Below are 17,367 nucleotides of genomic sequence, written 5' to 3'. Positions count from 1 at the left end.
AGTGGTTAAAACTTTCTCGTCTAAACAGAAATAAGGAGAGGTAGTATGTCAAAAAACGTTTTTTCAGCCCCACTGCCGGCAAAAGAACGGGTACATGAACTTGATATCATCCGGGGTTTTGCATTGCTTGGTATTTTATTTGCCAATATGCCTTATTTTGCGTCTCCCGAAGTTTACTTAACAATGACTAATGTGGTTTGGTGGACTGAAAGCTGGAATGTGTTTGCTGAATTTATCATTCATTTTTTTGCGTCATCCAAGTTTTTTACTATGTTTTCTTTTTTATTCGGCCTCGGTTTTATAATTTTTCTTCAAAGGGCAGAACAGAAGGCAGCAAAGCCTCAAGGCCTGTTTATAAGGCGTCTGGTTATTCTGCTTGTAATAGGTATCATCCACGCTTTTGGAATATGGTATGGGGATATCCTGGTTATTTACGCTCTTACAGGTTTCTTTTTACTGTTGTTTTATAAAAGTACGCCAAAAACTGTGCTTGTTTGGGCGTTCTTATTAATCCTTATTCCTGTCTCATTCATTTCTTTAATGGCTATCCTCATCTTTATGGCAGGAGATTTAATCCCTTCTGATGCAGAAAGTATGGCTATAGGCATGCAAATGCTTGAACAGTCCATTACTGCATACGGATCAGGGAATACAGCTGATATATTCAGCCAGAGGGCGGCTGATTATTCTTTTATGTTCAGTAATTATGTCTTCATGATGCCTGTCATTCTGGGAATGTTTTTGTTTGGAGTTTATATTGCGAAAACTGAAAAATATAAAGATATACCTTCTCATATACCGTTCTTTAAGAGAGTTTGGAAGTGGAGCCTGGCTGTCGGCCTGCCCTTTAATGTGATGTTTGTTTACAGTTATTTTGAGCAGGGTGCTGAAGTTTCTGTCCATATGATGACTTATTTTATCGGGTCGGCCATAGGAGGGCCTGCACTTTGCTTCTTTTATATGACTTCAATCATATTACTTATGCGGAAAGAAAAATGGATAAAATTATTCAATCCCTTGCGTGCTGTGGGACGCACAGCCTTAAGCAACTATCTTCTTCAATCTATTATAGCGACTTCGCTTTTTTATAACTACGGCCTGGGGCTTTATGGAGAAGTCGGCCCTCTTATATGGCTTGTGATGGCAGCGGTGTTATTTGCAGGCCAAATATGGGTGAGTAATAAATGGATAAAGAAATACCGTTTTGGACCTGCGGAATGGATCTGGCGCAGTTTAACCTACGGAAAACGGCAGCCGTTCAAAATGTAACCATTAATGTGGTGAATAATATCAGACTTTCTTTTTCAAACTAAGCTAATAAAAGTGCGAAGGAGGAAGTAACGATGAAAAAGCGCCAGCCTAATAAAAACGCGGCTGAGACCAATAACAAGACACCTGATGAGAGTCTGCCTAACCGTCAGGAAGTTCACCCTGTTTCCCACAATAAAGAGATTGAAAAAACAAAAGCTAAACGGTAATAATGAAAATGGAGGTTCTTTTATATGTGGCAAAGAGGCTGAAATAAAGTATAGTGACTTAAAGACATCCGCACAACATCTTAGGAATGTTGTGCGGATGTCTTTTTGTTCACCCTCTTTTATTAACTCATTTCCTGCTGCGTAAAAAAGAGTAAGCTCTTTAAAAAAATACTTCAAAACCCATGGAACAGTTGGCTCAAAGCAGACTTTCTGTATGTTACAATAACAGAGAGACCGACTTATAAAAGGAGTCTGAAATGAAATATATTATTAGTTTTCTTATTTTTATTTTTTTAAGTTCTATTTTACTGCCTATTGCTTCTAATGCTGAAAGCAGCCCTCATCGGGAAACAGTGCGTGGCCAAATTGTCGAAATGAAAGAGGATACACCAGGCCTGCAAAGAATGGAAATTAGAATTGAACAGGGGGAATTCAGAGGGGAGACCGTGACGGTTGAGCACTCATTGTCAGGGAATCAGGCGCATGATTTTTATTTTAACGAAAGCGACAGGGTACTGGTTTGGATTGAAAGTGAAAACGGTTCAATCTCTAGGGCTCTTGTCAGAGAACTGGCCCGGGATCACTATCTTACATATTTAGGGATCTTTTTCGCTTTATCAATAATCTTAATAGGTGGTTTAAAAGGCATAAAAACAGTGATATCATTGGCTTTTACCATCTTTCTGATTCTGCAAGTATTGATCCCCCTCATATTAGGCGGACTGCCGCCGGTGTTTATAACTATCGTTATCGCCTCGATAATAACAGTTGTTTCCGTCCTGTTAATAAGCGGTTTTAACCGGAAGTCGACAGCAGCTATTTTAGGAACAATTGGAGGAGTCATATTAGCCGGTTTACTTGCAACGGTGATGACCAGGCTGACCAGGTTAACAGGCTTCAGCGGGGAAGAAGCTCAAATGCTCATGTATGTGCCAAATGCCAACTTTGATTTTCAAGGTCTGCTTCTCGCAGGTATGATTATTGGGGCAATAGGGGCAGTGCTGGATGTTGGTGTGTCGATTGCTTCAGCTGTAGACGAATTAAAGCGAAGTAATCCGGCTATGACGGCAAGGCAGCTGATTAAATCAGGAATGAATCTCGGCCGTGACATAATGGGAACAATGGCCAACACACTTATTCTGGCTTACACTGGGGCTTCCATGTCCTTGCTGCTCGTTTTAAACGCCCATAATGTATCATTTAACCGGGTTATTAATATGGAAGCTATTGCGACTGAACTTATAAGAATTATGGCCGGAAGCATAGGTTTAATTTATGCTATTCCATTAACAGCCGTAATAGCTGGCTTGCTCTATAAAAATGCTGACTCAGAAAAGCTGCAGAAAGAAGCTGACAAGCCGTCTCTTTGGAAACGTCTTACTCGAAAGACTTCATAAAGGAATTCATTAGCAAAGATAAAAGAAGCTGCCCCGAGGCAGCTTCTTTTAGGTTTTAGCCGTTAGGCTGTTTGGCGTCTGCGGAAGAAGAGTAACGCAGAAGCTCCAATAAAGACTGCTATTCCTATCAATGTATAAAGAGGGGCAGTCGAAGCTGTAGCAGGCAGCTCGCCACCATCAGTCCGTTCTCTTTCACTTTCCAATGCTGAGTCATCAAAATGATATTGATAGTAAGCACCATCGTCGTCATCAGTCAGATTTCCTGTAAAACTGACCAGTTCGAGTCCTAGTCTGTCAATATGGTCAGCTCCATCAATAGAACTGGTAAAGGTTACTTCGCTGTCAATTTCAGCTGGGAGCAACGCCCAGTTCATAGAACTGTGAGGATGATAATCGCCTTCATGCTCCCTGAAGAAATCCGCGATCACTTCCCGGTTTTGAATGTTTAAATCAATCAGCTCTTCGACAAGGTCTGCATCCTCCAGATGGTCTCCGCCTCCGCCTGCACGGTAGTTGTTTGTTACAACAAGGAATTCCATGTCAGAAGTGACAGGTTCACCTTCATACGTAAGATCGGTTACACGTTCGCCTACAGGCTGTGTCACATCGAGATAGTAGTCAACACCTTCAATGACATCGAAGTTGAAAGCTGAGAAGCTGGCCAGAAGAGATTGTTCTTCTTCGGCGCCAGGGTCAATCTGTTCAAAGTTTTCTGCAGACCGTTCCAGCCATTCTGTCAGTTCATTACCGTTTACATCGACCACTTGAAGGGTGTTGGAGTATACATAAATATCAGCAAGATTTCCGATAGTCACGTCTCCGGCATCCACTTCTGTATATCCGCCTCTATAACCGGCTCTAAATGGGGCTGCAGCAGACAAAAGTTTTCTCTCTTCATACTCAGTCCCGCTAAAGAAATCTTCTGCAAACCATAGCTGGGCATCATTAACGAGTTGAGTCACTTCATTATCCATAACGAGTGAGAAGAAGGTATTAATACCTTCTGATATAGAACCTACCACAGTCGAAATATATTCAATGGTTCGTTCATGCACATCTGAAATTAAATTAACAATATCTTCATTTTGTTCAACACCTTCAACCCCGGTAACTTCTGAAGAAGAACTTACTATATTCCAGGCTCCATCCTCTTCAGTCATTTCCAGAGTGATTGTTCCTAAATGGCTTCCCCAGTTTCCAGCCATAACGGCAGGGATCCCGTGAATAGTCCCATTCTCATCATCTACACCATCAACTTCATCATAACCGGAGTTACCAGGAAAAGTCTGATGGGCATGTCCCATAACCAGCGCGTCTATCCCCTCCACTTCTTCAGCGAGAGTGACAGCTGCGTGCTCTGTTTCACGGTCGCCTGTGTTAACCCCTGTATGGGCAAGAGCCACAACAATATCAGATTGTTCTTTCAGTTCGGGTATATAACGCTGTGCCGAATCAACTATTTCACGCACTTCTACATTTCCTTCAAGGTGGAGGTTATCCCAGTTCATTATTTGAGGCGGCACAAATCCAATAACACCAATATCAATACTCTTACCATCAACTTCATGCTCAATTACTGTATAAGGTTCATAATAATGTTCTTCCCTGTCCGTGCCAGCTTTGTAGACGTTAGCGCTTAACCAGGGAAAATCAGCAGACTCTATTGCCTCATCCAAATAATCTAAACCGAAATTAAACTCATGGTTGCCAATCGATGCTGCTGCATAATCGAGTTCGTTCAGAGCTTTAATGACTGCCTGCGTTTCCCCTTCTTCTAAAGGATCGATGAAGGTCTCAAGTTCTCCAAGCATACTTCCTTCAAAAATATCACCATTATCAAAAAGAATAGTATTATCATTTTCCGCCCTGACTTGGTCAATGAGTGTAGCTGCTTTTACAAACCCGTAATCATCTACGGCTTCGTCATTCATGTAGTCATAAGGCATAAGATAGGAATGGATATCCGTTGTAGTCATAATTGTGAGCTCATGGGACTCCTGGTCATTATTTTCAGCGAATGATGTTACGGGAGAAAACAGTATAAAAGCGCTCCCAATAATAGCTGCACGTTTAACTGTCCGGAAAAATGCTTTTTCTCTCATCAAATCCCTCCATTATGTTTTAAGTGATAGTTCGGCTGGCCTCCTTTAAAAAAAATAGAAAGTGAGTTGTCTGACGTCTATCAGTTGCTCACTTAGTGACACCCTACCATAATTTTTTAAATTTTTTAACAACTTCCAAAGAATCATCACAATGACAAATAAAAATCATTCGAAAGTTGCTGCTTCGTGTAGATAATAGTCGCAGACTAATAAAGTAAATCAGAATTGGATATTTGAGTTTTAAATACCTTTTAGGGTATAGTAATAGGGAGGAGGGATACGATGGAACCGAAGAACAAACAGTGCAGGCAGAGTGGCAATTGAGGAATTACAAATCAAGCAGGCTCTGAGCCACGCCAAAAGAAGTTTAAACTTCCAGGGTTGTGACCGGCTGTCTGGCTTTGGCTCCTGGCAGGAGCCTATATTCTTATAACGCAATTGTTATAAACATATCCTTTATTAAACGAGCTTAGATATGCAAACAGGACTGGTTTTTTAATTAAGTGCTATGTTAATGAGCAAATAGTTTCTCAGTTTATAAAAGGATATAATACCTAGTTGTGGAAAGGTCTTGGAAAGAATAACATTCTTCCGAGGCCTTTTTGTTTAGTTATTTTGTCATTAAATGGTTCTTAATTACATTAATTTCATTATTTGGTGCGACGTTTTATTCACTTTCCAATTAAAAGTTATTAAAAGAAAAATACACTCAGTGTTTGAACGTTTTATGTTGTGGTATAGCCAATTATACGCTTTTGTATAGGCAAGATATTAATTTAAGGAGTGATTTTTAATGGCTAAAAATGAACAATCAAACAATGAACAATCAGAAAACGGGCAATCAACCTTAGGTTATGTACTTATAGGAAGTGCTGTTGGAGCAGGAGCAGGGCTGCTATCCAGCTCTGAAAAAGGAAGAAAAGTTTTAAAATCAGTAGGCGGCTCCCAAGTTATGAAAATTGTTGGCCAGGAATTAACAAAATCCGTACAGGATATGGTTACAGAACAAGCTGTAGGAAGTGTGAAAAAGCAGATTTCAAGTTATCTCAATAAAGTTGAAGATAAAGTACCTGGTGGTCAGAAAGTGACAGGTAAAATCGAGGAAGAATTAGGTCTTGACCAGCAAGAGTCAGAGGGAGAGTCTGAACAGGAATCAGGAGAAGAATCACCTCAGGCTGAAGAACACAGTGAGGATCCGGAAGAAGAAGAAGAAGAGTATACCGGTGAGGAAGAAGCAGCAGCCTCTTCTGAAGAAACAGATGAAGAGGAGTCAAATGAAGAGGAATCAAGCGGATACGATGAGCTTAAAGAAGAAAACGAAAGTATGAATGAACGTCTTGATAGAATCGAGAAAATGTTATCAGAATTGGCAGAATCAAAATAATAAGCTTATAAAAAACTATTAAATTCAGGCTTATATGGAGGGATCATTAATGGCACAAGAAGAAAAAGACACCCAAGTTGATCAGCAGGAAAGCGGTAATAACGGTAACGAGCAAGAGAATGGAAGCGAAAATGGCGGCTTTGGACCAATGAAGCGCGCAGTAACAGGTTCTATCGTTGGAGCCGCGGTTGGATATGCAATTACACCAGAAAACCGAGATAAAATTAAAGAAAGCGTCAAAAACTTCGATACTGAACAATGGAAAACGAAAGGAAAAAGCTTCGGTCAGTCTGCAAAAGAAAAAGCTTTATCGACAGCCGAAACAATTAAGACTAAGAGTGGAAGTTTGTTTGGGTCAAAATCCGGAAATGAAGAATCTGGAGAAGAGGCTGAACAGGAAGAAACTGAAACACAAGTATCTTCACAAGATGAACAGTCAGATCAGCAATCTTCTGAGGACTATGAAAAATTAAAAGAAGAAAATAAAGCTCTGGGTGACAGACTAAGCAGAATCGAAGACATGATCAGTAAACTCGCTGAAAACTCGCAGAAATCAGAGGAAAGCGAGAAAGACCAGGGAGATCAGAAAGACCAGGACTCTGAGAAGAACCAGGAAAAAGAAGAGGAGCAAGATAAAGACTCATCTGAGGAAAGTTCCGAAAAAGAAGAAAAAGAAGAGAAAGATCAGCAAGAGGAACAATCTGATGAGGATAAGAAAGAGGAGTCTTCTGAAGAGAGCAGTGAAGAGAAAGAAGAGGAAGAAGACAATGAGACTAAAGTAGAAACGGGTACTTCCGGTAACTCATCTGGCTCACAAGATGAGGAAGATGACAAAAAAGATGCAGAGAAAGAAGACAAAGAAGACAAAGAAGAAAAAGAAGATCAAGAAAAAGAAGATGACAGCAAGAGTAACGAAGAAAAAGATGATGAAAAACAAAAAGATGAAGATAATGAAGAGGAAAATGAAGACAACAATGATGATGAAGATGAAGAAGAAAGTAAGTCTTCATCGAATAATAAGTCTTCCTCAGGTTCTAAAAAAGGTCCAGGCAGACCGAAAAAGAAATCAGGTTCAGGACGTAAACAGAACAGTAATTCTAAATCTAACAAATAAGCCGCAGTTAAATGAGGCTAGCAAATTTGCCACAGAAGAGGTGAAAAGATGAGTGAGAAATCCAAAAAGCAGGAAGTTGATCCTATTCTGCAGCTGCTTACCGAAAAAGCAAATACCGAGGAATACAGTGCAGGAATTACCCTGAATGTTAAAGGGTCTGTTGTAACAGGAACAGTTATTTCGGCTGCAGAATATCTGGAAGAAATGTCTGGTCAATTTTCAGAGGAAGATGACGGAGAAAAAGCCATAAGGGAACAACTGGAAGAAGCAGCAGACTCTTTGAAAGAAGAGGAATCACCTGCCACAAATTACGTTCATTTAAAAAATGCAAAGTTATTCAGTGAGTCAGGTAAATCCCTACCTTCAAAAGGAGCTGTCTTATGGAGAGGGAAATTAACAGAAATTGACGGTTTCTTTTTAGGAAAAGTAACTGCCGAATAGCAGTTTTAAGGATGAATAATTATATCTTGAATGATTCGGATGTTTAAGTGCGCCTCTCTTAAGGGTAGAGGTGCATTATAGATACCACCCGTCACCAATATCATTCATCATAATATCAGGTGAGTGACCTGCATTTTAAAAGAGAGGTGGTTCTTATAAATGGCAGAGGAAGAAAATAATCAGGATTCTGTTATTTCCGGCGATACAGCAAAAAAAGCATTAGTCGCGGGAGGGGCAGGACTTGCCGGCAGTGCCGCATTAATGGTAAACAACGATATTCGGAAAAAAGTCAAAAAATCTTTCAAAGCAGTTAAAGAGGAAGTGAAAGATGAAGCTAAAGAGGAAGCTGAAGATGTCGTTGATGATATGCCAAAAACAAAAAATGCAGCAGCGGCCGGAGCAATAGGCAAAAAATTTTATGATACGTTTGAAAAAATGAGCGATGCCAAAGAGGAAATTAAAGAAAACTTTGGAGAAGCCGGAGAACAGCTGAAAGAAAAAGCTGAAGAAGCAAAAGAAAGAGGCCAGGAAATAAAAGGCACTCTTAAAGATCAGGCGGAAAATGCCAAAGAAGAAGTCAAGGATAATGAACTGACAAATCCGAGCGGAGGATCAGGGAATTCTGACGATGGCATTAAAAAAGCCAGTGATATAAAAGGTTACTCGGAAGTAAAAGGTTATTCAAGTATTAAAGGTGCGAGTGACATTAAAGGTGTTGACCAAATCAAAAAACCTTAAAGGAGCGATGTAAAAATGGCTATTCAGAAAAGTACAGATTCATCCAGCTTGGCAGAAGTAATTGACCGTATTTTAGATAAAGGCATTGTAATTGATTTATATGCACGGATATCATTAGTAGGGATTGAATTAATTACAATTGAAGCGCGTGTAGTTATTGCAAGTGTGGATACTTGGTTACGCTATGCAGAAGCTGTAGGCCTGTTAAGAGATGAAGTTCAAGGAGAAATAGATTTAGAGACCTCTGAAGAAGGAAGAGGACAGGAACAGTTGAATTTCGCATAGTAAGAGTTAAATAGCAGAAAAGCGGCATATGTGTCACGCATATGTCCGCTTCTATTTCTATGATAAAGGCGGGAAAATATATGAAACTAGAAGAAATTATGGATACAGTAAGTTCTTTTTTTGAAAAGCATGTCAGACCGGTTCACCGCATTACTTCAGTCCAGGAAAAAGAAGAGCAGTGGGAAGTAGGGGTTGAAGTAATAGAAGAAAAAGAATATATGAAAAGGTACGGAAGAGATCAGCTGATAGGTGAGTATATAGCCAAATTGGATGAAGACAAGGATGTTATCTCTTTTGAACGTATACGATTAAGGCAACGCACCTCTGTTAAGAGTGAGGAAGAAGAAGGGAGGTAAGGCGGTTGGCTAACACAGCAGCTCAGTCACAGCAAAAACAAAACAGAAGCCGGGCGGGATCTGATAACAATAAAAAGCCCGCACGAACATCACGGAAAAAGGCGCCATCCAGCCGTCCGAATAAATCAACGCTTAGTACTCGTGGGGACAGATTGAAAAAAAGGTCTGATACTAAAGCGCCGGCTAAAGAACCGGAAGAAAAAGAGGTTCCGGCAAAAAAGAAAAGAACAGCCAGTGATCCCCTTGACCGTTCCGGTTTTGTGGAAACTGAAAAAGTAAAGAAATTGGTTAGCCGCATGAAACCTTATTTGCAGGCGGGTTATCCCCTTCATTTAACCGGGCCTACCGGAGTTGGGAAAACAGCCATGGCTCTCCATCTTGCCGCTCAATTTGACAGACCGGTTACTCTTTTACATGGAAACCATGAGATGAACAACGTTGATTTACTTGGCGGCATATCAGGGTTTACAAGTGATAAACTAATTGATAACTTTGTACGCCAAGTCTATAAAAAACAAGTTGAAGTAAAAGAAAAATGGCATCCCGGCCGTCTTGTAGAAGCCGTGCAAAAAGGCTATACAGTTATATACGATGAATTTTCGCGTTCGTCGCCGGAAACAAACAATTTGTTTTTATCCGTTCTTGAAGAAGGGGTGCTTCCTCTTTACGGTACAAAACAGAAACAGTCATTTATGAGAGTTCATAAGGATTTCAGAATTATATTTACATCCAACCCTGAAGAATATGCAGGCGTGTTTGATACTCAGGATGCCCTTATGGACCGCCTTATTACCATAGAGATGGACCAGGACCGGGAAACTGAGAGGTCTATACTCAGGGAAAAAACAGGAGTTCTGGCAAAAGAAGCAGACCTCATATTAAGAAACGTCGCGAAAGTGAGAAAAGCATGTGAAAATGAGGGTAAGCACGGGCCAAGTTTACGTGCTTCTTTAATGATTGCGACGGTATGTCAGAAGTCTGACATACCTATTTCAAAAGATAATGAACAATTTATAAGAGTCTGTATGGATGTGCTTTCCCCGCATGTTATAAAGTGTGCAGATGTAAACTCAGCCAAAGAAGCTGAAGAGTGGCTTCAAGAGGAAATAAGTTAATAAGAAAGGCAAAGGAGAGAAGTGAGATGAGTATGGATCAGGGAGTTTATTTATTCGGGGTAATTAAAGCTGATGCAGATTTTAAACAGGAAAAGGTTAAACTGGATGGCAATACAACTAAGACGTACACAGTGCCTTATAAGGACCAGGCGATGGTAGTTGCTCAAGCACCTGTAAAAATTTACGATCCGACCCGGGAGAACTTAAAAACCCATCAGCAGGTGGTAGCGGAATTAATGACCTATACAACTGTTATCCCTATGAGTTTCGGAAATGTTTTAGAATCCGAGGAAGATGCAGAAATCCTTATTAAACGACTTTACGATAAATTTAAGAAAATCTTTCCAACGATAGAAAATAAAATAGAAGTTGGATTAAAAATTATCGGAAACAAAGATTGGATGAAAGAACAAGCGGGTAATCAGGAAGACTTAGCTAAAATGAAGCAGGCTCTGCAAGATACAAAACAGTCGGCCACTCATTACGACAAAATGCGTGCCGGTGAAGCCGCTCAAAAATTTGTCCAGGGTATTCACCTGGACTTTGAGCGTGAAGTCTTCCGCCCACTGGCTAAAATAGCCGATGCAGCTAAAAGCAATGAAGTGATCGGAGAGCGGATGGTGTTAAATGCGTCATTTCTGGTTGATCTTTCTAAAGAAAAAGAATTCGATGAAAAAGTAAATGAATTTTATGAAAAATGGAAGGATCGTACTGAGTTCAAGTACACTGGCCCGTGGCCCGCTTATAATTTCATAGATATAAAGATTAAAGCGGAAGATGCCTCATGATTCATAAATTATTTACATGGCCACTTGATACAGTCCGCTTTGTTGGTGAAAAAGTTAAAGAAGAAGTGGATAAAGAATTGTATGACGTGGACCACATCCAGCAGAAACTCGTTCATTTAGAAATGATGTTCGAAATGGACGAAATTTCAGAGGAAGCTTATGAAAACCAATATGACGAATTAATGGCAAGATACCGAACCGCCAAAGAAATAGAACAGGAACAATTAAGGCAGTCTCTTGAAGATGAACGTTAACCGCCTTAAGGTATAGCCGAAGGAGTGAATAAAAATTGAACACACCAGAAACCAATGAACTAATATATGTTTATGCTTTTGTACCAGCAGATGAAGCTTCAAAAGAGAAGCTTAGCCAGTTAAAAGGCATTGATCCCCAACATGACATAGATTTTTATATTACAGAAGGACTCGCCGCGGTTATTTGCAAGGTATCTGCCGATGATTTTTCAGAAGATAATTTTAAACGTAATGTAGAGGATATGAAGTGGCTGCAGGAGCGTGCTTACCATCATCACGAGCTTATGAACAGATTGCATCAGGCGTTTACTGTCTTACCATTAAAATTTGGAACTATTTATGAGCACAACGGGCGGCTTTCTGAAGTGATGAAAACGTATAACGGCCAAATGAAGGTCATCCTTGAAGAAGTGAAAGGAAAAGAAGAGTGGAATCTTAAAGTATTTGCCGACAGAGACGTTTTTTCTAAGAGTGTCCTGGAAAATAATCAGACTATTGAAGAAAAAAAGAGAGAGATTTCCAATCTTTCAAAAGGAAAACAATTCTTTGCGAGAAAGAAACTTGATCAGTTTATTAATGATGAAATTCAGGCTCATATAAAAAGAAAAACCGAAACGATTCATGAAGAACTAAAAAAGCTAAGCAAGAATGCGGAAGTGAAGAAAAATTGGGACCAGAAAATCACTGGCAGAGAGGATGATATGGCATGGAACTGTGTCTATCTTCTTGAAACTGGTGATGACGTAGATTCCTTCAAGAAAATTTTAAGAACTTATCAGGAGAAATCTGATAAAGAGAATGAAGGGTTACGGTTTGAGTCCACCGGGCCTTGGCCGGCATATCACTTTGCCAATTTCAAATCAAAATCGGCAAAAGTTAAAAGCTGAGGTGTACATTTTTTAATCTGGAGGGAAATCAATTGCAGACAGAAACATTAGAAAACAGAGACGTCTCACTGCTTGATATACTGGATGCCGTTCTGGATAAAGGTGTAGTTCTACAGGGAGATATTACTATTTCCATCGCCGGCATAGACCTTGTTTATCTTGATTTGCGCATTCTTTTATCTTCTGTTGAAACGTTGATGGAGGCGAGAGAAAAACCGAGTGTGGATGAGCTCGAACGGCAAATGGATAAATCCGAAAGGAGAGTATTATAGATGCAACCGAAACAGGAACTAGTGACCACGACAGGATCTGAAGGACACCGTCCAACCGGAAAAGTAGCTCTTGATCCCGAGAAGGCTGAAGAAGGTCTCGCGCAACTTGTCATGACCGTCATAGAACTTCTCAGACAACTTGTTGAACGTCAGGCTATGCGCCGTGTAGAAGGAGGCACACTTACTGACGAAGAAGAAGAACAATTAGGAGTGGCCTTGATGAACCTGGAGGAAAAAATGGAAGAATTAAAAGAGGTTTTCGGTCTCGATGATGACGATTTGAATATAGATCTTGGACCACTTGGAAACTTACTCTAATTGTTTTTCAGAAGAGAGCTTGTGAGTGAGCTGATTTCAGAAGGAGGAAAAGAATGAATAATAATGAACCTATTAAACAATCAACAGTGTCTAACAGTCTTGTCGACGTGCTGGAGACAGTTCTTGACAAAGGTGTGGTGATAGCTGGAGATATCCAGATTAATATAGCAGATGTGGAATTATTAACCATTAAAATACGTTTATTAGTTGCTTCAGTAGATAAGGCGAAAGAAATTGGAATGGACTGGTGGGAAACAGATCCTCATTATTCTTCAAAAGGACAAAGAATTGAAGAGATTAAGGAAGAAAACGATCAGCTGCACAACCGTATTCAGCAGCTTGAAGAGCATTTAGGTGCGGAAACTGAAACAGAAAGCTAATATAAAATTTTCTTAGACTTTCTGCAGAAAGCCGGGTGATCTGAATGAAGAAAAAGGATTTATTAAAAGATATTAAAAGACTGTTGAGCGATTTAGAAACGCAGGATCGTTCAACAGTAATCCGGAGTGAAGAAAGCCGAACTAAATCCGGGTTCCCGATTAAGACGGATTACGCGCTGAGAGGAAGAACAGGGCTGACAAATAAGGACAAAGAGGATCATGATCAGTAATAATACCGGTTAACACAATTCTTGTGAAGAATTGTGTGTTTGTGTATTCAGTATTTTTTTATTAATTAAACCAGGCCAGGCTGACTGGAGATTTAATAATAGACATTAAGGCTGAGAGAAAAATAGTAACCATAAAGAAAATCCGAAGGAATATCATTAAGATATTTCTTCGGATTTTCGCTTTTGTACTTAAAGAAGGAAACTCGACAAAAAATAAAATAAGTGACTTCAGTCAGGCAGCCTGTTGCCTGCTAACTCATTATGCCTATGGTGCATGCCTTCGCTGGGGGAGAGCTGGCAAAATAAAAAGGTACATTTTTTATTTTTAATGTTTTTAATTGGATTTGTCACTAGTTAAATTCCTATAATTTGTAAATTATATTGTATTTATACGAGCATGAGTGAATACTTGTTGTAAGAGCAGAATTTCCTTGTAATATGATTAGAAGCGTGCTCAAGTGTAATGATATTAATCTGACATTAGAGGGGGAGACGGATGGGGGAAGGAACGATTCAAATAAAAGACCTTGTAAAAGTATATAAAGATGGATTCACTGCAGTAAATGGTGTCTCTCTTAAAGTAAACAAAGGGGAATGTTACGCCTTTTTAGGGCCTAATGGAGCCGGTAAATCTACAGCTGTAAAAATTCTCACGACTCTTAGTGAGCCTACATCAGGTATTGTTCAGGTGGGCGGGTTTGATGTGAAAACGGAACCTGATAAGGTGCGCTGGGAAATTGGTGTCGTGTTACAGGAAACAGGGTTAGATAAAGAATTAACAGGCAGAGAAATACTTGAATATCAAGCCAGGCTTTTCCATATGACCAGGAGGATGGCGAAAGAAAGAGCAACTCATTTACTTGAAATGGTCGGACTGGAAAATGAGGGGGAGCGGCAAATAAAGAAATATTCCGGGGGCATGCGCAGACGGCTCGATCTTGCTGTTACTCTCGTACATGAACCGGCAATCCTGTTTCTGGACGAACCTACAACCGGACTGGATCCTCTAAACAGGAAAGCGATGTGGAACGAAATTCGAAGGCTGAATAAAAAAGAAGGTGTGACAGTCTTTTTAACTACACAATATCTGGAAGAAGCGGACCAGCTGGCGGATTATATCAGTATTATAAATGAGGGAAAAATTGTCGCCTCAGGAACCCCTGAAGAATTAAAAGATTCGATCGGGGCCGATTTAATTACATTTGAATTTAAAGATGAAGAAGCGGCTGGAAAAGCAGCCTGGTTACTTGGCAAGTCAGGTAAAATAGACTATCAGAAAGGAAATATAGTGACCGTTTCAATACAGGAAGCTGACCGGCAAGTGGTTCAACTGTTAAAAGACCTGTCAGGAGAGCAAATTGAAGTTGCCAGATTGGATGTTTCTTCACCGACGTTGGATGATGTGTTCATACGGGTAACTGCAGAGGAGGAAAAAGAATGAATCGCATACAGGCATTTATGATTCATACTTGGATTTTAACAAAGCGAAGTTTAATCGTTTTGATTCGAAACCCGTTTACTTTCATCCCAAACTTGTTTATCAGTTTATTTTTCCTTCTCGTTTATACAGGCGGTTTAAGCGGGATAGCCCAGCTTCCACAGTTTGGAGGAGCTGATTACTTATCTTTTATTCTGCCAGTTTCAATTGTCTCGGCAGCAGTCGGAGGAGCCGGCGGGGCCGGTCAGTCCCTTGTTCGTGATCTGGAATCGGGTTATTTTGCCAGGCTGCTTCAAACACCTGTGACGAGGCTCGCAATTGTCCTCGGACCTACTATTGCAGGAATGCTCCAGTTAATAGTACAGACACTAATTATACTTGGAATAGCATTTTTACTAGGTTTAAAAGTAGAGGCCGGGCCAGGAGGAGTGCTTGTCATTTTGTTACTGACAGTCGGCTGGGGCCTGGCATTTGCTGGTTATTCTGTTGCGATTGCTCTTAAAACAAAAAACGCCCAAGCAGCACAGGCCGGGACCTTGATTTTTTTCCCACTGATCTTTTTAAGCACAACATTCGTTCCTCTTGAACTTATTGAGGCACCTTGGCTAAGAGCAGCGGCAATAATTAATCCGACAACCTATTTATTTGAAAGTATGAGGGCCGTATTAATCGATGGATGGGTAATGGGTCCGGTTATTTCCGGATTTGCAGTGATAGGTGCTGTGTGTATAGTGACAGTTGCGTTTTCAGTAAGAAGTGCCACCCGTGCATTCAAAAGAGAGTAATAAAGGATGGATTATAAATTTTATATATTTTAAAACTTGTATTGAGTGGAGAATTATGCATGAGTTCACTGCTCTCGCTATAAGTTAACATAATATTTATATGAGCAACTTAATTTATCAAAAGGCATGAATTCTTTTGACCGACTTTCTGGCTTTTTCTTTAATCAGTTCAGCTGATTGAAGAGGGGTAATTAAGTCAGCGGCTATCCTGTCCAATCCCTTATTTTTATAGTATCCATAAATAAAGACTCCATGGAGTGGGCCACGAAGTCTTTATTCCTTATTAAATTACCTGATTAAGTTAACGAGAAATATCCCCAGATTTTCTTCATATATTTGATCAAACTGATTGAGGGGCAAAGGATTGACTCCCCTGCCTAATTCTACGGTAAACCCGGGCCGTCTCCATTCCTGGATAAACCAGTCCTTATATCCTGCAAAACTGTCAACATAACGGATTGGGCGGTATCCGCTTACCCGGGCATATTCGTTGACAAGTGTCTGTGATTCAGGCGGCTCAAGCCCTTGAAAACCCCAATAAATAACTTTCCCTTGTGTGTGGTAGGCAAGTGCCCGGTCAAAATCAGATTCAGCTGTTAAATCAGCTAATGCAATAGCTTCCGGCTCAGTTAAAGGAGCTTCACCGGGAAATTCCCTTGGAGATGGCTGGTCTGGTTTTCTTGCTGCTTCTTCCTCCCATAGAGCAGGATATTGATTATTTAAGTCCACTCCGCGAATATTCGCAGTCCATCCTGAAAAGTCAGGATTACCTTGATTTATTGCCAACACATTTGTCCGATAGGGTTCCTGAGAAGGTGGTCCCTCTATAACTAAGTCAACGCCGTCGGGGTTCACCATAGGTACGATTGACAACAGGACAGATTCATAGAATGGAGACACAAAGAGTCCTCGTATGTCGCTTCTATTAGTCAGTGCTAATAAATATGTGTTTAAAGTTTGCATTAAAACAGGAGACGTAATCCACTCGTTTGCATGAAACGAACCGTTCATATGAACTCTTTTTGCACCTCTCCCCACTTGAAGTTCAATCAGGTTTTTCCCCATAACGGAATTGCCTATCTTACGCGATCTTAAAAAAGGATAAATCTCAATAAGCTGGCTGATATCAGCAGTTAAAGCAGCAGAAGTATAGGGCCTTCTGCCTCTTACAACCGGATTTACTACTCTGACAGGCACGTTAAGGACCTGGCCGACCTGAAGAGCAAGCGGGTTAACCGCTGGATTTAAAAGATAAAGCATATCCATGTTCAAACCCAGCCGATTAGCTAGTCTCCAAAAAGTATCACCAGGCCGTATCGTGTAAAAAGTAACATAATAGCCTGGTATTCTGACTATTTGACCTAGTTGCAAAGCGGTGGGGGAGACACCCGGATTAGAATCGGCAATTAAATTTAACGGGATATCGAAAAGCTGGCTGTAATACCAAAAACTATCGCCGCGGCGTACTCTTATATTCATACATTAATCTCCCTTGCTGTAGGATTATTTTAAAATGTATGAAAAGCAGAGCGATATTATAATCAGCAGGATATAAATATAGGAAGATACAGGATGAAGGGGGTATGAAAAGAGGAAAATAAATAA

The 17,367-nt window shown here is 40.3% G+C and carries 21 protein-coding genes; 19 read left to right on the top strand and 2 right to left on the bottom strand.

Annotation, left to right across the window (positions count from 1 at the left end; genetic code table 11):
- The first annotated feature begins 45 nt into the window (after positions 1-45).
- The 3 genes from BMW59_RS00260 to BMW59_RS00255 all read left to right on the top strand — a co-directional run bounded on the left by BMW59_RS00260 (position 46) and on the right by BMW59_RS00255 (position 2,875).
- Positions 46-1,269 (top strand): DUF418 domain-containing protein, encoded by a 1,224-nt coding sequence (locus tag BMW59_RS00260; protein ID WP_093047013.1) that lies wholly within the window; start codon positions 46-48, stop codon positions 1,267-1,269.
- A gap of 74 nt (positions 1,270-1,343) precedes the next feature.
- Positions 1,344-1,478, top strand: coding sequence for a hypothetical protein (locus tag BMW59_RS22135; protein ID WP_281244183.1), 135 nt, complete (start codon positions 1,344-1,346; stop codon positions 1,476-1,478).
- Positions 1,479-1,735: 257 nt separating this feature from the next.
- Complete coding sequence (locus BMW59_RS00255) at positions 1,736-2,875, top strand: YibE/F family protein (protein WP_093047012.1); 1,140 nt, start codon at positions 1,736-1,738, stop codon at positions 2,873-2,875.
- A 62-nt stretch (positions 2,876-2,937) separates the two neighbouring features.
- On the opposite strand, the gene BMW59_RS00250 is transcribed toward BMW59_RS00255, so the two are convergent.
- A complete protein-coding gene (locus BMW59_RS00250) occupies positions 2,938-4,977 on the bottom strand; it encodes a bifunctional 2',3'-cyclic-nucleotide 2'-phosphodiesterase/3'-nucleotidase (protein WP_093047011.1) in 2,040 nt (679 codons plus the stop codon).
- 793 nt (positions 4,978-5,770) lie between these two features.
- Between BMW59_RS00250 and BMW59_RS00245 the strand changes: the two genes are divergently transcribed.
- The 16 genes from BMW59_RS00245 to BMW59_RS00170 all read left to right on the top strand — a co-directional run bounded on the left by BMW59_RS00245 (position 5,771) and on the right by BMW59_RS00170 (position 15,762).
- Complete coding sequence (locus BMW59_RS00245; RefSeq protein ID WP_093047010.1) at positions 5,771-6,361, top strand: YtxH domain-containing protein; 591 nt, start codon at positions 5,771-5,773, stop codon at positions 6,359-6,361.
- A gap of 49 nt (positions 6,362-6,410) precedes the next feature.
- Positions 6,411-7,475, top strand: a complete 1,065-nt coding sequence (gene gvpT / locus BMW59_RS00240; RefSeq protein WP_093047009.1) for a YtxH domain-containing protein — start codon at positions 6,411-6,413, stop codon at positions 7,473-7,475.
- Positions 7,476-7,523: 48 nt separating this feature from the next.
- Entirely contained in the window at positions 7,524-7,916 is a 393-nt protein-coding gene (gvpU, locus tag BMW59_RS00235; RefSeq protein WP_093047008.1) for a gas vesicle accessory protein GvpU, read from the top strand.
- 159 nt (positions 7,917-8,075) lie between these two features.
- Complete coding sequence (locus BMW59_RS00230) at positions 8,076-8,654, top strand: YtxH domain-containing protein (RefSeq protein ID WP_093047007.1); 579 nt, start codon at positions 8,076-8,078, stop codon at positions 8,652-8,654.
- Positions 8,655-8,669: 15 nt separating this feature from the next.
- On the top strand, positions 8,670-8,939 hold the full coding sequence (gvpA, locus tag BMW59_RS00225; protein ID WP_093047006.1) for a gas vesicle structural protein GvpA: 270 nt from the start codon (positions 8,670-8,672) through the stop codon (positions 8,937-8,939).
- An 80-nt stretch (positions 8,940-9,019) separates the two neighbouring features.
- Complete coding sequence (gene gvpO, locus BMW59_RS00220) at positions 9,020-9,295, top strand: gas vesicle protein GvpO (RefSeq protein ID WP_093047005.1); 276 nt, start codon at positions 9,020-9,022, stop codon at positions 9,293-9,295.
- Between the two features lie 5 nt (positions 9,296-9,300).
- Positions 9,301-10,410 (top strand): gas vesicle protein GvpN, encoded by a 1,110-nt coding sequence (gene gvpN / locus BMW59_RS00215; protein ID WP_245732882.1) that lies wholly within the window; start codon positions 9,301-9,303, stop codon positions 10,408-10,410.
- A 26-nt stretch (positions 10,411-10,436) separates the two neighbouring features.
- The gene (locus BMW59_RS00210; protein WP_093047004.1) at positions 10,437-11,198 is read left to right on the top strand and encodes a GvpL/GvpF family gas vesicle protein; all 762 of its coding nucleotides are present in this window, start codon (positions 10,437-10,439) and stop codon (positions 11,196-11,198) included.
- Positions 11,195-11,452 carry a gas vesicle protein GvpG gene (locus BMW59_RS00205; RefSeq protein ID WP_093047003.1) on the top strand — a complete coding sequence of 86 codons (258 nt, stop codon included), beginning with the start codon at positions 11,195-11,197 and terminating at the stop codon, positions 11,450-11,452. Before BMW59_RS00210 ends, BMW59_RS00205 begins: the two co-directional genes overlap by 4 nt.
- Before the next feature lie 35 nt (positions 11,453-11,487).
- The gene (locus BMW59_RS00200) at positions 11,488-12,339 is read left to right on the top strand and encodes a GvpL/GvpF family gas vesicle protein (RefSeq protein WP_093047002.1); all 852 of its coding nucleotides are present in this window, start codon (positions 11,488-11,490) and stop codon (positions 12,337-12,339) included.
- 32 nt (positions 12,340-12,371) lie between these two features.
- Positions 12,372-12,611 (top strand): gas vesicle protein, encoded by a 240-nt coding sequence (locus BMW59_RS00195; protein WP_093047001.1) that lies wholly within the window; start codon positions 12,372-12,374, stop codon positions 12,609-12,611.
- Positions 12,612-12,929 (top strand): gas vesicle protein K, encoded by a 318-nt coding sequence (locus BMW59_RS00190; RefSeq protein ID WP_093047000.1) that lies wholly within the window; start codon positions 12,612-12,614, stop codon positions 12,927-12,929.
- Between the two features lie 53 nt (positions 12,930-12,982).
- On the top strand, positions 12,983-13,309 hold the full coding sequence (locus BMW59_RS00185; RefSeq protein WP_093046999.1) for a gas vesicle protein: 327 nt from the start codon (positions 12,983-12,985) through the stop codon (positions 13,307-13,309).
- Positions 13,310-13,353: 44 nt separating this feature from the next.
- Entirely contained in the window at positions 13,354-13,539 is a 186-nt protein-coding gene (locus tag BMW59_RS00180; RefSeq protein WP_093046998.1) for a hypothetical protein, read from the top strand.
- 496 nt (positions 13,540-14,035) lie between these two features.
- Positions 14,036-14,980: an ABC transporter ATP-binding protein gene (locus tag BMW59_RS00175; RefSeq protein ID WP_093046997.1), complete on the top strand. Its 945-nt coding sequence runs from the start codon at positions 14,036-14,038 to the stop codon at positions 14,978-14,980.
- Positions 14,977-15,762, top strand: coding sequence for an ABC transporter permease (locus BMW59_RS00170; RefSeq protein WP_245732881.1), 786 nt, complete (start codon positions 14,977-14,979; stop codon positions 15,760-15,762). Before BMW59_RS00175 ends, BMW59_RS00170 begins: the two co-directional genes overlap by 4 nt.
- A gap of 288 nt (positions 15,763-16,050) precedes the next feature.
- On the opposite strand, the gene BMW59_RS00165 is transcribed toward BMW59_RS00170, so the two are convergent.
- Positions 16,051-17,241 (bottom strand): M14 family metallopeptidase, encoded by a 1,191-nt coding sequence (locus tag BMW59_RS00165; RefSeq protein ID WP_093046996.1) that lies wholly within the window; start codon positions 17,239-17,241, stop codon positions 16,051-16,053.
- Positions 17,242-17,367 lie beyond the last annotated feature (126 nt).

This window comes from Salipaludibacillus aurantiacus, assembly GCF_900111295.1.
Classification (GTDB): domain Bacteria; phylum Bacillota; class Bacilli; order Bacillales; family Salisediminibacteriaceae; genus Salipaludibacillus; species Salipaludibacillus aurantiacus.
This window is presented reverse-complemented; position numbering and strand designations above follow the sequence as displayed.